General features: G+C 62.2%; 9 protein-coding genes. 6 read left to right on the plus strand and 3 right to left on the minus strand.

From position 1 onward, the window contains the following. Positions 1 to 52: 52 nt before the first annotated feature. The 5 genes from paaZ to E4P32_RS20370 all read left to right on the plus strand — a co-directional run bounded on the left by paaZ (position 53) and on the right by E4P32_RS20370 (position 7,558). The gene (paaZ, locus tag E4P32_RS20350) at positions 53 to 2,107 is read left to right on the plus strand and encodes a phenylacetic acid degradation bifunctional protein PaaZ (protein ID WP_116435409.1); all 2,055 of its coding nucleotides are present in this window, start codon (positions 53 to 55) and stop codon (positions 2,105 to 2,107) included. A gap of 177 nt (positions 2,108 to 2,284) precedes the next feature. After that, positions 2,285 to 3,337, plus strand: coding sequence for a branched-chain amino acid ABC transporter permease (locus tag E4P32_RS20355; protein ID WP_116435706.1), 1,053 nt, complete (start codon positions 2,285 to 2,287; stop codon positions 3,335 to 3,337). Positions 3,338 to 3,347: 10 nt separating this feature from the next. Further along, positions 3,348 to 5,138 (plus strand): branched-chain amino acid ABC transporter ATP-binding protein/permease, encoded by a 1,791-nt coding sequence (locus tag E4P32_RS20360; RefSeq protein ID WP_116435707.1) that lies wholly within the window; start codon positions 3,348 to 3,350, stop codon positions 5,136 to 5,138. Beyond that, entirely contained in the window at positions 5,138 to 5,911 is a 774-nt protein-coding gene (locus E4P32_RS20365) for an ABC transporter ATP-binding protein (protein ID WP_116435708.1), read from the plus strand. Before E4P32_RS20360 ends, E4P32_RS20365 begins: the two co-directional genes overlap by 1 nt. Positions 5,912 to 5,974: 63 nt before the next feature. Continuing rightward, positions 5,975 to 7,558, plus strand: coding sequence for a methyl-accepting chemotaxis protein (locus E4P32_RS20370; protein WP_116435410.1), 1,584 nt, complete (start codon positions 5,975 to 5,977; stop codon positions 7,556 to 7,558). 24 nt (positions 7,559 to 7,582) lie between these two features. Here the strand turns inward: E4P32_RS20370 and E4P32_RS20375 are convergent, their stop codons facing one another. The 3 genes from E4P32_RS20375 to E4P32_RS20385 form a co-directional block, all read right to left on the minus strand. Next, positions 7,583 to 8,755: a two-component system response regulator gene (locus E4P32_RS20375; protein WP_116435411.1), complete on the minus strand. Its 1,173-nt coding sequence runs from the start codon at positions 8,753 to 8,755 to the stop codon at positions 7,583 to 7,585. A 22-nt stretch (positions 8,756 to 8,777) separates the two neighbouring features. Next, entirely contained in the window at positions 8,778 to 12,278 is a 3,501-nt protein-coding gene (locus E4P32_RS20380) for a response regulator (protein WP_116435412.1), read from the minus strand. 266 nt (positions 12,279 to 12,544) lie between these two features. Further along, entirely contained in the window at positions 12,545 to 13,012 is a 468-nt protein-coding gene (locus tag E4P32_RS20385) for an Lrp/AsnC family transcriptional regulator (protein WP_116435413.1), read from the minus strand. 164 nt (positions 13,013 to 13,176) lie between these two features. Here E4P32_RS20385 and E4P32_RS20390 point away from each other — a divergent pair, with 164 nt between their 5' ends. Next, on the plus strand, positions 13,177 to 16,821 hold the full coding sequence (locus E4P32_RS20390) for an indolepyruvate ferredoxin oxidoreductase family protein (protein WP_116435414.1): 3,645 nt from the start codon (positions 13,177 to 13,179) through the stop codon (positions 16,819 to 16,821). The last annotated feature ends 80 nt before the right edge of the window (positions 16,822 to 16,901 follow it).

A 16,901-nucleotide genomic window follows, 5' to 3' on the forward strand; every position in this document is an offset into this window, starting at 1 on the left:
CGTTTTTGTCGTCACGCAGCCTCGGCATTTCGAGCAAATAACGGAAACAGCAATGACAGCACAATCCACACTCTTGCAAAGCTACATCGGCGGCCGCTGGATCGGTTCCACCGCCGCGACGCCGCTCAACAGCGCCGTCAACGGCCGTCTCATCGCCTCCACGCACGCCGAGAGCATCGACTTCGACGAAGCCGTGACCTATGCGCGCAAGCAGGGATTGCCGGCATTGTTGAAGCTCGATTTCCAGCAACGCGCGGGCATCCTGCGCGCGCTCGCGAAATACCTCAACGAACACAAGGAACAGCTCTACGCCGTCTCCGCGCACACCGGCGCCACGCGCGCCGACAGCTGGATCGACATCGAGGGCGGTTCCGGCACCTTGTTCGCCTACGCCAGCGTGGGCGGCAACGAATTCCCATCCGGCAATCTGGTGCATGAAGGTCCGGCCATCCCGCTGGGCAAGCAGGGCAAGTTCGCCGGCACGCATATTCTGGTGCCGCGCGGCGGCGTCGCCGTGCACATCAACGCCTTCAATTTCCCGGTCTGGGGCATGCTCGAAAAATTCGCGCCGACCTTCCTCGCCGGCATGCCGTGCCTGATCAAGCCGGCCACCGCCACCAGCTACCTGACCGAAGCCGCAGTACGCCTGATCAACGCCTCTGGCCTGCTGCCGGCAGGCAGCCTGCAACTGATCATCGGCGGTACCGGCGATCTGCTGGACCGCATGCTGGGCCAGGACGTGGTGACCTTCACCGGTTCGGCCGACACCGCCGCCAAGCTGCGCGTGCATCCGAACCTGATCCGCAATTCCGTTCCGTTCAACGCCGAAGCCGATTCGCTCAACTGCGCGATCCTCGGCCCCGACGTCACGCCGGACGACGAAGAGTTCGATCTGTTCGTCAAGGAAGTGGCGCGCGAAATGACCACCAAGGCCGGCCAGAAGTGCACCGCGATCCGTCGCGCCATCGTGCCGCGCCAACACATCGACGCCGTCGCCGAACGCCTGCGCGCGCGCCTGGCCAAGACCGTGGTGGGCGACCCGTCCCTCGAACAGGTACGCATGGGGCCGCTGGCCTCCAAGGCGCAACAGCATGACGTGGCAGAACGCCTGGCTTTGCTCAAGGCCGGCAATGAACAGATCTTCGGTGCCGGCGACGGCTTCAATCCGGTCGGCGATGCGGTTGGTGACGGCGCCTTCTTTGCGCCGACGCTGCTGCTGTGCCGCGATGGCGTCGCCAATCCGGCGGTGCATGATATTGAAGCTTTCGGCCCGGTCAGCACGCTGATCGCCTATGACGATTTCGACGGCGCGCTGGACCTGGCCGCACGCGGCCGGGGCAGCCTGGTCGGCAGCCTCGTGACGCACGACCCCAAGGTCGCCGCCAAGGCCATTCCGATCGCCGCCGCATGGCACGGACGTTTGCTGATCCTCGACCGCGAAGCGGCGGTGGAATCCACCGGCCACGGTTCGCCGTTGCCGCAACTCAAGCACGGCGGTCCCGGCCGCGCCGGCGGCGGTGAAGAGCTGGGCGGCGCGCGTGCCGTCAAGCACTACCTGCAACGCGCCGCGGTGCAAGGTTCGCCGACCATGCTGGCAGCAGTCACCGGCGAACACGTGCGCGGTGCTGCCGTGCGTGAGTCCGACATCCATCCGTTCCGTCATCACTTCGAAGACCTGCAGATCGGCGACTCGCTGCTGACCCATCGCCGCACCGTCAGCGAAGCCGACATCGTCAACTTCGGCGGCCTGTCGGGCGACTACTTCTACATGCACTTCGACGAGATCGCCGCCAAGGAGTCGCCGTTCGGCAAGCGCATCGCGCACGGCTACTTCGTGCTGTCGGCTGCGGCCGGGCTGTTCGTCTCGCCAGCCCCGGGACCGGTGCTGGCCAACTACGGCCTGGACACGCTGCGCTTCGTCAAGCCGGTCGGCATCGGCGACACCATCCGCGCACGCCTGACCTGCAAGCGCAAGATCGACCGCAACAAGAAAGACGTCAACGGCGTCGGCCAGGGCGTGGTCGCATGGGACGTCGAAGTGACCAACCAGGACGGTGAACTGGTGGCCTCGTACGACATCCTGACGCTGGTCGCCAAGAAGAACTGATCACGGTAATACCCCGCAACACCCAATAACAAAAAGCCTGCGGCAGCGCTCCTGAATTTCCGGAGTGCGCACGCAGGGCGGAAGGCGGCAACCGGCATCGACCGGCATCGCCTTCGACAACACTATTTCAATCTGCACGGCGCGCGCCTGCCGCCATGCAACCAAGGGAGGATGGACGTGGACGCAAGTATCTTTGCGGTCCTGGTGCAAGACGGCATTACGACAGGCGCAATTTACGCCTTGCTGTCGCTGGCATTGGTACTGGTTTTTTCGGTGACGCGAGTCATCTTGTTGCCGCAAGGCGAATTCGTCGCCTTCGGCGCACTGACGCTGGCGGCAATTCAAGCCGGCCATGCGCCGCAATCCGCGCTGCTGATGGTGGCGCTGGGCGTGGCAACCATCCTGTGCGAACTGGGCAGCAACCTGCGCCGCGCCGATCGCCGCGGCAAGCTGCTCGGTCAGCTGCCGCTGCTGGCGGGCAAATACCTGCTGTTCCCGATCGCCATCTACGCCGTCACGCTTTACGTCCCGCTCAAAGATTTGCCGATGCTGGCGCAGATCGCACTGGCGCTGGCCATCGTCGTGCCGATGGGCCCGATGGTGTATCGCCTGGCCTACCAGCCGCTGGCGCATGCCAGCATCCTGGTGCTGCTGATCGTTTCGCTGGGCGTGCATCTGGCGATGGTCGGCCTGGGCCTGTTGATGTTCGGTCCGGAAGGCTCCAACACCTTGCCCTTCACCGATGCGCAATTCACCATCGGCGAGATGACGATCTCGGGCCAGAGCCTGATCGTGATCGGCACCGTGATCGCGCTGATCGTCGGCATCTATTTCTACTTTGAACGCACATTGTCGGGCAAAGCTCTGCGTGCGACCGCCGTCAACCGCCTCGGCGCGCGCCTGGTCGGTATCGGCACCAACCAGGCCGGCAAGCTGTCGTTCACATTGAGCGCCGGCATCGGCGCACTGTGCGGCATCCTGATCGCGCCGTTCACGATCATCAATTACGAATCGGGCTTCCTGATTGCGCTCAAGGGTTTTGTCGGCGCCATCTTCGGCGGCCTGGCCAGCTATCCGATCGCCGCTATCGGCGCGGTGGGCGTCGGCCTGATCGAGAGCTTCTCCTCGTTCTGGGCCAGCTCGTTCAAGGACCTCATCGTCTTCACGGTGATCATCCCCGTCTTGCTGTGGCGCTCGCTCACCAGCAACCACGTCGATGAAGAAGCCTGAGGTGGAACACATGAAAAACAAACTCGTTCTCTCGACCATTGCTCCGGTCGTCGTTTTATTGCTGGTATTGGCGCTGCCGTTCCTGTCGGTGCCGCCGTTCTGGATCACGCTGTTATCTTATGTCGGCCTGTACAGCATCGTCGCGCTCGGTCTCGTGATGCTGACCGGCGTCGCCGGCCTGACTTCGTTCGGCCAGGCTGCATTCGTCGGTATCGGCGCGTACACCACCGCTTACATCACCACGCAATTCGGCCTGTCGCCATGGATCGGCCTGCTGGCGGGCGTGCTCATCACGGGCGTTTCGGCGCTGCTGATCGGCGCGGTCACGATGCGCATCTCGGGCCACTTCCTGCCGCTGTCGACCATCGCCTGGGGCTTGTCGCTGTACTTCCTGTTCGGCAATCTGGAGAGCCTGGGCAAGTACGACGGCATTGGCGGCATCCCGTCGATTTCGCTGTTCAACTTCGAGTTCAGCAGCGGCAAGTCGATGTACGTGCTGATCTGGGTGGTGGTGATCCTGGCGCTGGTGTCGGTCAAGAATTTCCTCAACTCGCGCACCGGCCGCGCCGTGCGCGCGCTCAAGTTCGGCTACGTCATGCCGGAAGCGATGGGCGTCAATACAGTCTGGCTCAAGATCGTCATCTTCGCCTATGCCGCCATGCTGGCCGGCGTGTCGGGCTGGCTGTACGCGCATTTGCAGCACGCGGTCAACCCGACCCCGTTCGGCCTCAAGTACGGCATCGACTACCTGCTCATGGTGGTGGTGGGCGGCGCCGGCTACGTCTGGGGCGCGCTGCTCGGCGCCGGCCTGATCACCTTGCTCGGCAACTTCCTGCAAGAATGGCTGCCGGCCGTGCTCGGCACCGGCGGCAACTTCGAAGCCATCGTATTCGGCATCGCGCTGGTGCTGTTCCTGCAATACGCCAATGAAGGCCTGTGGCCGTTCATCCAGGCGCGCTTCCCGGGCCGGCCGTCGGCCAGGGCGCCGGACGATGCACCTGCGCTGGCGCACAAGGACAAGCCTGCCGCCGGCGACGTCATTCTCGACGTCAAGGCCGCGCGCAAGCAGTTCGGCGGCCTGGTGGCGGTCAACGACGTCAGCTTCTCGGTCAAGGCCGGCGAAGTGGTCGGCCTGATCGGTCCCAACGGCGCCGGCAAGTCGACCACCTTCAACCTGGTCACCGGCGTGCTGCCGATCACCAGCGGCGAAGTCAACTATCGCGGCCGCTCGATCGCCGGATTGTCGTCGCGCCAGATCGCCAGCCGCGGCATCGCGCGCACCTTCCAGCACGTGCGCTTGGTACCAGGCATGAGCGTGCTCGAGAACGCCGCCATGGGCGCCTACCTGCGCGGCGACCGTGCAGCGCAAGGCGGCGCACTGGCCAGCATCCTGCGCCTGAACCGCAAGGAAGAGGACAAAATTTTGCTCGAAGCCAAACGCCAGCTGGAACGCGTCGGCCTCGGCGACATGCTGTACCGTCCGGCCGGCAGCCTGGCGCTGGGCCAGCAACGCATCCTCGAAATCGCCCGCGCGCTGTGCTGCGATCCGGCCTTGCTGCTGCTGGACGAACCGGCCGCCGGTTTGCGCTACAAGGAAAAAGAGGCGTTGTCCGAACTGCTCAGGAAGCTGCGCGCCGAAGGCATGGCCGTGCTGCTGGTCGAGCACGACATGGACTTCGTGATGCAACTGACCGATCACATCGTGGTCATGGAATTCGGCACCAAGATCGCCGAGGGAACGCCGGCGCAGATCCAGGTCCATCCTGCCGTGCTGGAAGCCTATCTCGGAGGAGTTGAATGATGAGTAACAACCTAGCCAACGCCATCATCAACAACGGCGAAGTCCTGCTCGACGTCAGTAACCTCGACGCGCGCTACGGCAAGGTGGAAGCGCTGCACGGCGCCAAGCTGCAAGTACGCGCCGGCCAGATCGTCACCGTCATCGGCCCCAACGGCGCCGGCAAGTCGACCCTGCTCAACGCCATCATGGGCGCCTTGCCGACCAGCGGATCGGCCAGCGGCAGCGTGAAGTACCTCGGCCAGGAACTGAGCAGCATGGACGTCGAAGACCGCGTCGCGCGCGGCCTCTGCCTGGTGCCGGAAAAGCGTGAGCTGTTCGCCACCATGAGCGTTGAAGACAACCTGCAACTGGGTGCCTACAAGCGCAAGAAGAACGGTGAATCCAATTACATGGACCAGCTCGACTCGGTCTACACCTTGTTCCCGCGCCTGCTGGAACGGCGCAAGCAGGCGGCCGGCACCTTGTCCGGCGGCGAGCGCCAGATGCTGGCGGTCGGCCGTGCGCTGATGGCCAAGCCGCAAGTGCTGATGCTCGACGAACCGAGCCTGGGCCTGGCGCCGCTGATCACCAAGGAAATCTTCCACATCATCAGCGAGCTGCGCAAGACCGGCGTCGCCACGCTGCTGATCGAGCAGAACGCGCGCGCGGCATTGCAGGTCGCCGACTACGCCTACGTGCTGGAAATGGGCGAGCCGGTGATGGAAGGTCCGGCCTCGGAACTCGCTGCCAACAAGCAGATCATCGAGAGCTACCTAGGTTTCGCGAAGCATTAAAAAGTACGGCAAGACAACTTGCGGCACAGATCGCAAATCACGAACAACAACGGAGTGGAGACAATGAACCTGCGTCGGTTTTCTATCGGTGTGCGGCTGGGCGGCGGCTTTGCGCTGCTGTTCGTGCTGCTGGTCGCGCTCGGCGCGACGATCGCCATCCAGGCGGCGTCGCTGCAAAACGGTTTGTCGCAGCAACTGACGCAGATCGCCGCCACCGTGCCGGCGGCGCAGAAGAGCGCGATCGCTGCGGCGTTGACGGACTCCGATGCTGCGCGCGGCGTGCTGCTGAAGTTTGCCATCGGCGCCGGCGTCGCACTGATGCTGGCATGCGCCCTGGTCGCCTGGCGCCTCAGCCGCAGCATCACGCGGCCCTTGCAGGCGGCGGTGTCGATTGCGCGGCGCGTGGCCACCGGCGACCTGTCTTCCAAAGTAGTGGTGGAAGGGCGCGACGAAGTCAGCGATTTGCTGGGCGCCTTGCAGGCCATGAACCAGAGCCTGCTCAAGATCGTCGGTGAAGTGCGCTCCAGCACACAAGTGATTTCAGACGCCTCCGGCCAGATCGCCAGCGGCAACAGCGAGTTGTCGGCGCGCACCGAAGCGCAGGCCAGCTCGCTGGAACAGACCGCTTCCTCGATGGAGCAACTGACCGCCACCGTCACCCAGAACGCCGACCACGCCGTGCGCGCCAACCAGATCGTCGAAGCGGCGTCCGGCTTCGCCGTCAAGGGCGGCCAGGTCGTGAGCCAGGTGCTCGACACCATGGGTTCCATCAACGAGAGCTCGCGCAAGATCGTCGAGATCATCAGCGTGATCGACGGCATCGCCTTCCAGACCAACATCCTCGCGCTCAACGCATCGGTCGAAGCCGCGCGCGCCGGCGAGCAGGGCAGGGGCTTCGCCGTGGTCGCCTCGGAAGTACGCAACCTGGCGCAACGCTCGGCCGTCGCCGCCAAGGAAATCAAGACCCTGATCGACGACTCGGTGCAGAAGGTGCAGAGCGGCAACGCGCTGGCCGGCCAGGCCGGCGGCACCATGAAGGAAATCGTCGACTCGGTGCAGCACGTCGAACGCATCATTTCCGAAATCACCCAGGCCGGCCGCGAGCAGAGCAGCGGCATCGGCGAGATCAACCAGGCCATCACGCAGATGGACCGCATGACGCAGCAGAACGCCGCGATGGTCGAGCAGGCCGCCTCGTCGGCGGTGAAGATGCAGGAGCTGGCGACTTCGCTGGCGCAATCGGTCAGCGCCTTCCGCCTCGAGAACCATACGGAAGATGCCGTGGCCATGGTCAGGCGTGCGGTGCAGCACGTGAAACAGCAGGGCAAGGACGCGGCGCTGGCCGACTTCAGCCGCCCAACGCCGGCATTCAAGCAGCGCGACCTCTACATCAACGTCATCGACCTCAACGGCAACACGCTCGCCCACGGCGAAAATGCCAAGCTGATCGGGCGCAACCTGATCGACCTGAAGGACGCCGACGGCAAGCTGTTCATCAAGCAATTCGTCGACACCGCCAAGAGCGCCGGCAAAGGCTGGATCGACTACCGCTGGCCGAACCCGGTCACCGCCGTGCTGGAAGAAAAGACCACCTACATCGAAGAGGTCAACGGCCTGGTGATCGGCTGCGGGATTTACAAGGGCTGACGTCGGAGCCGGGGGAACATCCCCTCATTTGGGATCCGTGTCCAGCAACCTGTCGATTTGTTGCAGCTTCTCCTCGATGTCCTGATCCGTGTCATGGAAGCGGGCGGCGATGGCGCGAAACTCATCCTGCAGCTCCATGAAGGCATCCACCAGATCCGGGTCGAAATGTTTTCCCTTGCCGTCGATGATGATCTGGATCGCCTTGTCGTGTGGCATGCCTTCCTTGTAGACGCGCCGGCTGATCAACGCATCATAGACATCGGCAACAGCCATGAGTCGCGCCGACAGCGGGATATCCTCGCCGCTCAATCCTTGCGGATAGCCTGATCCATCCCACTTTTCCTGGTGCCCGTAGGCGATTTCCTTTGCCATGGACAGAAACGGGACAGGCGTACCCAGCGCGCGTTCCGCATGCTCGATCGCATCGCGTCCCAGCGTCGTATGGGTTTTCATGATTTCAAATTCATGCGGCTCGAAACGCCCCGGTTTGAGCAGGATGCGATCGGGAATGCCGACTTTGCCGATGTCATGCAAGGGCGCGGATTTGAACAGGATATTGATGTAGGTATCCGTGAGCACGGCCTTGAAGCGCGGATGATCCTTCAGTTTTTCGGCCAGCGTCTTGACGTAGAACTGCGTGCGGCGGATGTGGTTGCCGGTTTCCTGGTCCCGGGTTTCCGCCAGTGACGCCATGGCGAGGATGGTCACATCCTGGATTGCCAGCACCTCGCGCGTGCGGCTTTCGACTTCTTGTTCGAGGAATTTGCTTTTGTCGCGCAAGAAGTCGGCGCTCGCCTTCAGCAGCAAATGATTCTTGACCCGTGCCAGTGCAATGGGCGGACTGATTGGCTTGGTCAGGTAATCCACGGCGCCCAGTTCCAGTCCGATTTTTTCATCGGCAGGATCCGATTTCGCCGTCAGGAAAATTACCGGAATGTCACGCGTACGCGCGTCGCTCTTCAGTATGCGGCAGACCTCATGACCATCCATCTCAGGCATCATGATATCGAGCAAAATCAGATCCGGAGGTATGTCGACCTGCGCAATACGCAAGGCCTTCGCACCGCTGTTGGCAATCTTGATCTTGTAGTGGTCTTTCAGCAGATCGTTCATCAGCGTGAGATTGTCCGCCGTGTCGTCCACCAGAAGAATCGTTTGCCTTGTCACCAAATTCAGTTCGCCATCTGTTGTGCTCATCGGTATCCCCTTGTATGGCACGTCAAATACGGTATTCCTGCTCAGCCGCTTCAACGACAGTCAGTGCAACTTCAAAATCAAAATTTGCCAGCTCTTTTTCTATTCGATGCCAATGCCGTGGATAGGCAGCCTGGAAGAGCCCGGCATGCGCAGTCCAGAGATCGGCGGCTTCTGCGTCGCTATCGATCAGGAGTTCTTTCAGGCGTGCTGTTTGTGCCTGCAACGACGTCGTGTCGATATTCACCGTGGGCGCGGCGTTTGACGTTTCTGCATTTTCGAGAGCGGTCAACGCGGCGATCACCGGCGCCAGTTTTTGCAATACAACGGCCAACGGGCCTTCAGTCGTTGCTGTTGACGCATCGACCATGCAGGCCTTCTCCAGATCTGCAGCCGCAGCCTGAAGTTCTCTGGCGCCGATATTGCCGGCGGTGCCGCGCAGGGTATGCGCCACTCGCATGGGCGCAGTCGTATCCTTATCGTGGCAAGCCGCTTCGAACAGTTGTGCGAAATGCGCCTGGCCGGCCCGGAATTTACGCAGCAAGCGGCGATACAGCGCCATGTTGTTCATGGTCGTGGCCAGACCGGCCTGTATATCGATGCCGTCAAGCGCCGGAAGCTCGCCTGTCGCCACCGCGATTTCTCCGGCAGGCAGGCGGGATGTCGTGCTTTCCAGAGGATGTATCCAGCGCGCCAGGGTCGCAAACATGTCGCCGACATTGAGCGGCTTGGCGATATGGTCCTGCATGCCGACGTCAAGCGCTCTTTGTTTGTCGCTCATCATCACGTTGGCGGTCATTGCGATGATGGGCATGCCGGAAAACACCGGGTCGCTGCGCAACATCTGCGTTGCCTCATAGCCATCCATCACCGGCATCTGGCAATCCATCAACACGCCGTCGAAGCGTTTGTCGCGGGCCAGAATGTCCAGCGCCTGTTGGCCGTCGCCGGCAAGAACCACGTCGACACCAGCGTTGGACAAGAGCTCGATTGCCAGTTCCTGGTTCATTTCATTGTCTTCCACCAGCAACAGGCGTGCACCGCGCAGGTGAGCCATGGCCTCTTTGTAATGATGGCCGCGTTCGCTGGCGCGGGTCTCGACCAGCGTGCCTTTGCCCAGCGCGAGACCGATAGCCTCCAGCAAGGATGAGGAGGTGACCGGCTTGGTCAGCACGGAGCTCAGCTCCACGCCCTGTTCTGCGGCATTGAGCAGCGCGTCCTCGCGTCCGTATGCGGTCACCATGATGACCGCAGGGGTCTGTGCCAGGCTTGTGGCGCGCAGTCGCTGCACCGTCGCAATGCCATCCATGCCCGGCATCTTCCAATCCATCAGCATCAGGTTGTAAGGCAGGGATTGCCGTTCGGCCAGCATGACCATCTCCACGCCTTGCGCGCCGCCGGAGGCGACATCGACCTCAAGGCCGAAGTTGCGCGCCATCGTCGACAGGATTTCCCGCGCCATGGCATTGTCGTCGACAACCAGCACCCGTATGCCCAGCAGTTCGTCGGCGTGAAACATGCGGCGCGGCTTGGCATTCTTTTGCAGGCCGAAACGCGCATGGCAATGGAACGTGGATCCGCGTCCGACTTCGCTTTCCACCCAGATCCGTCCGTCCATGAGTTCCAGTAAATTCTTGGAGATGGCCAGACCAAGCCCGCTGCCGCCATATTTGCGCGTCGTTGAAGCGTCCGCCTGGCTGAAGGACTGGAACAGTTTTTCGCACTGTTCCACCGTCATGCCGATGCCGGAATCCTTGACGGAGAAATGCAGCATCACGGAGTCGTCGTCGCCGGAAATACGTTCGACTGCGACGACAATCTCGCCGGCATCGGTGAACTTGACGGCGTTGGTGCCAAGGTTGACCAGCACCTGGCCGATTCTGAGCGGATCGCCGATCAGGTCGCCCGGCACATCCGGCCGGATCTGGAACAGCAGCTCCAGGCCTTTGTCTTCCGCCTTCAATCCGATCAGGCTGACGAGATTGTCCATCACGTCTTCAAGACTGAAATCGATTTGCTCGACGGTCAGCTTGCCGGCCTCGATCTTGGAGAAATCGAGAATGTCGTTGATGATGCCAAGCAGATTTTCACCGGCACGCTGCACTTTTTCGATGTAGTTGCGTTGACGCTTGTCGAGCGAGGTCTGCAGCGCCAGATGCGACATGCCGATGATGGCGTTCATCGGGGTGCGGATTTCATGGCTCATGTTGGCCAGGAACTCGCTCTTGGCGCGCGTGGCGGTCAGCGCCTGTTCCTTGGCCTGATGCAGTTCGTTCTCGGCGTTCTTTTGCGCGGTGATATCCAGATAGGCGCCGTACATGAACAGGATTTCCTGCGTCTGTTTATCGCGCACCGGTCTGCCGTGGGCATGCAGCCAGATGACCTTGCTGTCAAGTGGACGTTTGTAGGCATAGATCGATTCGTATTTTTCAGTCTCGCCGGCAATCGTTGCCTGAAACCGTTGATTGGTCAGCTCGGCGCAAGCCTGGGTCGGTTCCAGAGTCTGGTCTGCTGCCACAACCCGTGCGTACCATTCATCATCCAGGCGATACAGGCCGCCGTCCGGTTTGATTTCTTCGCCTAGCAGGCGGGCGGTCCGTTCCGGCATGAAGACATGCTCAGGGTCCTTGAAGTCCACCACCCAAATGCCGCTCTTGGTCTGATCCAGCGCCACGTCGGTCAGGAAATTCATGCGCTTGATTTCTTCTTCAAACCTTTTTCCCTTGCGCAGCTCGGATTGAAGCGACTGGATCGAATGGGCAATGACGCCTATTTCATTGGGATAGTTTGTATAGGGAACGGTGCGGTCCAACTCTCCCGCAGCGAGTTCCTGCAACGCTCTGCGCAACCGTTGACTGGGCAGCCTGACGGATCGGCCTACCAGGATGGCGAACAGCAGGCCAAGGCTCAGGCCGACACACAGCCAGATGATCGTAAACCGTGTTTGCCATGCATAGCGACCTCCCTGATCAATGATCCGCCGCTTCGCACTTTCTTCCTTGAGTTCGGTCAGGCGGTTCAGGGCAATATTCGCCACCAATCCGTAATTCTGGAATTCGGGATCGGCAACGATATCCCGCGCCTGGGCGATGTTGCCTTTCTTCAGCAGCTGCACCGCCCGTTCGACTCTGGCCCGGTAGACCGCGTGCGCCTTTTCAAAGTCGGCAAGGTTGACCGTGTTTTCCGCCAGCACGATGCGCGGCCGCAGTTCTTTCAACGCGATATCGAGTTTGGCTTGCGCATCGTCGACCAGGGCCAGCGCTTGTTCCCGGCTCGCTTCATCAGGCGCCAGAATGGCCTGACGCAAGGCGCGGCCACGCTGTGACAAATGGATCAAGGCATCCTTGGCGTTGGAAATGCCTAACAGGTCGGTCTCGTACATGTCCTCGATCAACGCGCTCTGTTCGGTCTGCATCTGGAGGTCTTTGAGACCCAGGCCCAGAATGATCAGCAATATGCCGCCAAAACCCAGCGCGAGTTTGTAGCTGAGGCTGAGTTTTTCCAACGCAGTCAATACGGACTTCATTTCACCCCTCCCAGGGGTTCCATCAGCGCTACCGGCAAACGAACAGTCTGCACCAGGCCATCATTGAAATCCGATCGGGCGACTCTGCCTTATACGCTTAACGAGAACCAATCTTATACGTCGGATAAATCGTATGCATTTTTATCCCAGAGAATAGCAGCTTGAGGCGGCTAGAGGACAAATAGCGAATTCGGGGCGGCGGCGATAGTGATGGTAGTGGTGGCGCCCGGCAGTGCATCACGGCACCGCCGGCCCGGGAAGCATGCTCAGATCGGCAGCGCCGTGTCGTATTTCACTTCGCGCAGCGCCACGCTGGTGTTGACCTGCGAGACGCCGTTGAGCTTGACCAGAACGTTGTGCAGGAAGTCGTGATAAGCGTCCATGTCGGGCACGATGACCTTGACCATGTAGTCGGCGGTGCCGGTGGTTTCGTAGCATTCGATCACTTCGGGGCGCATGCGCATGGTTTCCTCGAACTTCTCCACCACGCCCTCGGCATGGCGCAGCAGGGAGATGTGCGCCAGGCAGCAGACCGACAGCCCCAGCTTGCGCCGGTCGACCAAGGCGGTGTAGCGCACGATGTAACCGTTGTCTTCCAATTCCTTCTGCCGGCGCCAGCACGGACTGGCCGACATGCCGACTTTTTCCGCCAGTTCATTCGAGGAAATCCGGGCGTTTTTCTGCAGCTCGGCGAGGATCTTTTGCGATGCGGGATCGAGAGGTGAGTTTTTCATTTTCAAGGTCGTATCTAGAAAAATAATTCCCATTCTAGCGACTATCAAGGCATAAATAGAAATAATTTTTCCAGTTCGAAGTCATATCCTTTCTCTCATTAACACCCGTTTTTGACGGGTTGTCCGGCAGCCTTCCGCCCCCTATTGAGACGACAACGATAACGATGAACTCGGTGACAATTCCCCCCTTCCGATCGGCCGCTACGGCGTCGGTCCAGCCTGCAACTTTGCCGCTGGATCGGTTTGAAACTGAGCCTGAAACTCAGCTGGAAACGCAAATTGAAACGACCGCATCGCTGGTTTCCGCGCTGGCAGATCCTGACTATGCACTCGAAGACAATCTCACCCGCAGCAGCGGCCGCGTTTTCCTGACCGGCACCCAGGCGCTGGTGCGCCTGCTGTGCATGCAAAAGATCGCCGACGCCGCCAACGGACTCAACACCGGCGGCTTCATCAGCGGCTATCGCGGCTCGCCTCTCGGTGCCGTGGATCAGGAACTGTGGCGCGCCTCCAAGCTGCTGAACGCACACAACGTCGAGTTCCTGCCGGCCATCAACGAAGAACTCGGCGCCACCGCCGTGCTCGGCTCGCAACAGGTCGAAGCCGACCCGACGCGCAAGGTGCAGGGCGTGTTCGCCATGTGGTACGGCAAGGGCCCCGGCGTCGACCGCTCCGGCGATGCGCTCAAGCATGGCAATGCCTACGGCTCGTCGCCGCATGGCGGCGTGCTGGCGATCCTCGGCGACGACCACGGCTGCGTGTCGTCGTCGATGCCGCACCAGAGCGAACAGGCGCTGATCGCCTGGGGCATGCCGGTGGTCAATCCCGCCAACATCCAGGAATACATGGAGTTCGGCCTGTACGGCTGGGCGCTGTCGCGCTTCTCGGGCGCATGGGTCGGCTTCAAGGCGATTTCGGAAACCGTCGAAGGCGGCGCCGTGGTCGAACTGCCGCCGCTGCCGAGCTACACCGTGCCGACCGATTACACGCCGCCGGCCGACGGCCTGCACAACCGCTGGCCCGACTTGCCCGGCCTGGCGCTGGAGCAGCGCGTCGACGACAAGCTCAAGGCGGTGCAGGCATTCGCCGGCGTCAATTCCATCGACAAGCTGATCGTACCGGCGCCGGGTGCGCGCATCGGCATCATCAGCGCCGGCAAGGCTTATCTTGATCTACTGGAAGCGCTGGAGCGCCTCGGTCTGTCGCAGCAGCAACTGGAAGACCTCGGCGTGCGCCTGTACAAGCCGGGCCTGACCTATCCGCTGGAACGCACGCGCCTGTCGGCCTTCGCCGCAGGCCTCGATGAAATCCTGGTGGTGGAAGAGAAGGGCGCCGTCATCGAGCAGCAGCTCAAGAACCTGTTCTACAACCTGCCGCAAGAGCGCCGCCCGTCGGTGGTCGGCAAGACCGACGCCCACGGTGAAGCGCTGCTGTCGGCGCTGGGCGAACTGCGGCCGTCGCGCATCGCGCCGGCGCTGGTGCGCTGGTTCGGACCACGCTTCCCGACGCTGAACCTGCAACGCTTCCTGCCCGATTTCTGCGCCGCCGAGTTGTTGTCGAACGGCGCCGACAGTGTCAAGCGCACGCCGTATTTCTGCTCCGGCTGCCCGCACAACACCTCCACGCGTGTGCCGGAAGGCAGCCGCGCCATGGCCGGCATCGGCTGCCACTTCATGGCGACGTGGATGAAGCGCGACACCAACTATCTCGCGCAGATGGGCGGCGAAGGCATCAACTGGGTCGGCTCCTCGCGCTTCGTCGACGAGAAGCACGTGTTCCAGAATCTGGGCGACGGCACCTATTACCACTCGGGCTCGCTGGCGATCCGCCAGGCCATCGCCGCGCGCACCAACATCACCTACAAGATCCTCTACAACGACGCCGTCGCGATGACCGGCGGCCAGCCTGTCGACGGCTCGCTGTCGGTGCCGCAGATCGTGCAACAGGTCACCAGCGAAGGCGCGAAGAAGGTCGTGGTCGTCACCGACGCGCCCGAGAACTACGCGCTGATCAAGCTGCCGGCCGGCGTCACCGTGCATCACCGCACCGAACTCGACGTCATCCAGCGCATGCTGCGCGACATCCCCGGCGTGACCGTGCTGGTCTACGACCAGACCTGCGCCGCCGAGAAGCGTCGCCGCCGCAAAAAGAACAAGCCCGGCCACATTGCCTTCCCCGACCCGGCGCGCCGCATGATGATCAACCCGGCGGTATGCGAAGGCTGCGGCGACTGTGGCGTGCAATCCAACTGCCTGTCGATCCTGCCGCTGGAAACCGAGCTCGGCCGCAAGCGCCAGATCGAGCAGTCGTCCTGCAACAAGGATTACTCCTGCGTCGAAGGCTTCTGCCCGAGCTTCGTCTCGGTGCTGGGCGGCACGCTGAAGAAGCCGGAAAGCGTCAAGCTCACCCTGGCCGACCTGGAAGCCACGCTGGCCGCCTATCCGACCCCGGCGCCGCATCGCTTCGCCAAGCCGTTTGAAATCCTCGTGGCCGGCGTCGGCGGCACCGGCGTCGTCACCGTCGGCGCGCTGATCACCATGGCCGCCCACCTGGAAGGCAAGGGCGCCTCCACGCTCGACTTCATGGGCTTCGCGCAGAAGGGCGGCGCGGTGCTGTCGCACGTGCGCATCGCCGCATCGCCGGCGGCGCTCAACCAGGTCCGCATCGATCTGCAACAGGCCGACGCCGTCTTCGCCTGCGACTTGGTGGTCTCGGCCATGCCGGAAGGCCTGTCGGTCATGCGCCGCGGCCACACCAAGGTAATCGCCAACGATCGCGAAATCCCGACCGCCGATTTCACGCGCAACCCGGACGCCTCGATCAACAAGGACGGCCTGCTGGAGAAGCTGGCCGCCTCGGCCGGCGCCGACAACATCGTGCAGATCGACGCGCAGGACACGGCGCTGCGTTTCCTTGGCGACCCGATCGGCGGCAACATTCTGCTGATGGGCTACGCCTGGCAACGCGGCCTGGTGCCGGTCGGCCTGCCGGCACTGATGCGCGCCATTGAGCTCAACGGCGTCGCCATCGACATGAACAAACGCGCTTTCACCCTCGGTCGCCTGGCCGCCGCCGACGCGGCTGCGCTGGACAAGCTCGGCAAGCCGAAGCAGCAGGTCATCCAGTTCGCCGCACCGAAGTCGCTGGCCGACACCGTCGCCTTCCGCATCGACTTCCTGACCAAGTACCAGAACAGCGCCTACGCCCGCCGCTACGAAGAAGCCGTGGCCACAGTGGAACGCGCCGAGGCAAAGTTGGAAGACAACGCCTCCAAACGCCCGATCAGCAAGATGGTCGCGCGCAACCTGTTCAAGCTGATGGCCTACAAGGACGAATACGAAGTCGCGCGCCTGCACGCCGACCCGGTATTCCGCGAACAGATCGCCGCGCAGTTCGACGGCGACTACAAGCTGGCCTTCCACCTGGCGCCGCCGATGCTGGCGCGCAAGAAGCCGGGCTCGGACGTCCCGGCCAAGATGCGCTTCGGTGCGTGGATGATGTCGGGGTTTGCAGTGCTGTCGCGCTTCAAGTCGCTGCGCGGGACGGCGTTGGATGTGTTTGGTTATACCGAGGAACGTCGGCGTGAACGGGCTTTGCGGGATCGGTATCTGGGTTTTGTGAATTCACTTGTGGATCAGCTTGATGCCGGGAACAAGGGAGCGGCGTTGAAGTTGGCGCAGTTGCCGGAGCAGGTTCGGGGTTACGGCCACGTTAAGCTGGCGGCGATGGATAGGGCTGATCGGGAGTGGGAGGTGTTGATGGGGGAGTTCTTGGGTGAGTCGCGTGTGGATGGGCGTGTCGCGGCGTAATGCTATTGCAGGAAACACCCGTAGCGATTCACGTAACGGCGGCCGTCGAGATTGTGGCCGACCTATGTAAGCGGCGTCTT

Source organism: Herbaspirillum sp. 3R11 (genome assembly GCF_004563925.1).
Taxonomy (GTDB): Bacteria; Pseudomonadota; Gammaproteobacteria; order Burkholderiales; family Burkholderiaceae_D; genus Herbaspirillum.

Bases quoted from the DNA above. Each gene is read 5' to 3' on its own strand.
- paaZ (WP_116435409.1), top strand. From the start codon at position 53: ATGACAGCACAATCCACACTCTTGCAAAGCTACATCGGCGGCCGCTGG.
- E4P32_RS20360 (WP_116435707.1), top strand. From the start codon at position 3,348: ATGAAAAACAAACTCGTTCTCTCGACCATTGCTCCGGTCGTCGTTTTA.
- E4P32_RS20365 (WP_116435708.1), top strand. From the start codon at position 5,138: ATGAGTAACAACCTAGCCAACGCCATCATCAACAACGGCGAAGTCCTG.
- E4P32_RS20370 (WP_116435410.1), top strand. From the start codon at position 5,975: ATGAACCTGCGTCGGTTTTCTATCGGTGTGCGGCTGGGCGGCGGCTTT.
- E4P32_RS20375 (WP_116435411.1), bottom strand. From the start codon at position 8,755: ATGAGCACAACAGATGGCGAACTGAATTTGGTGACAAGGCAAACGATT.
- E4P32_RS20380 (WP_116435412.1), bottom strand. From the start codon at position 12,278: ATGAAGTCCGTATTGACTGCGTTGGAAAAACTCAGCCTCAGCTACAAA.
- E4P32_RS20385 (WP_116435413.1), bottom strand. From the start codon at position 13,012: ATGAAAAACTCACCTCTCGATCCCGCATCGCAAAAGATCCTCGCCGAG.
- E4P32_RS20390 (WP_116435414.1), top strand. From the start codon at position 13,177: ATGAACTCGGTGACAATTCCCCCCTTCCGATCGGCCGCTACGGCGTCG.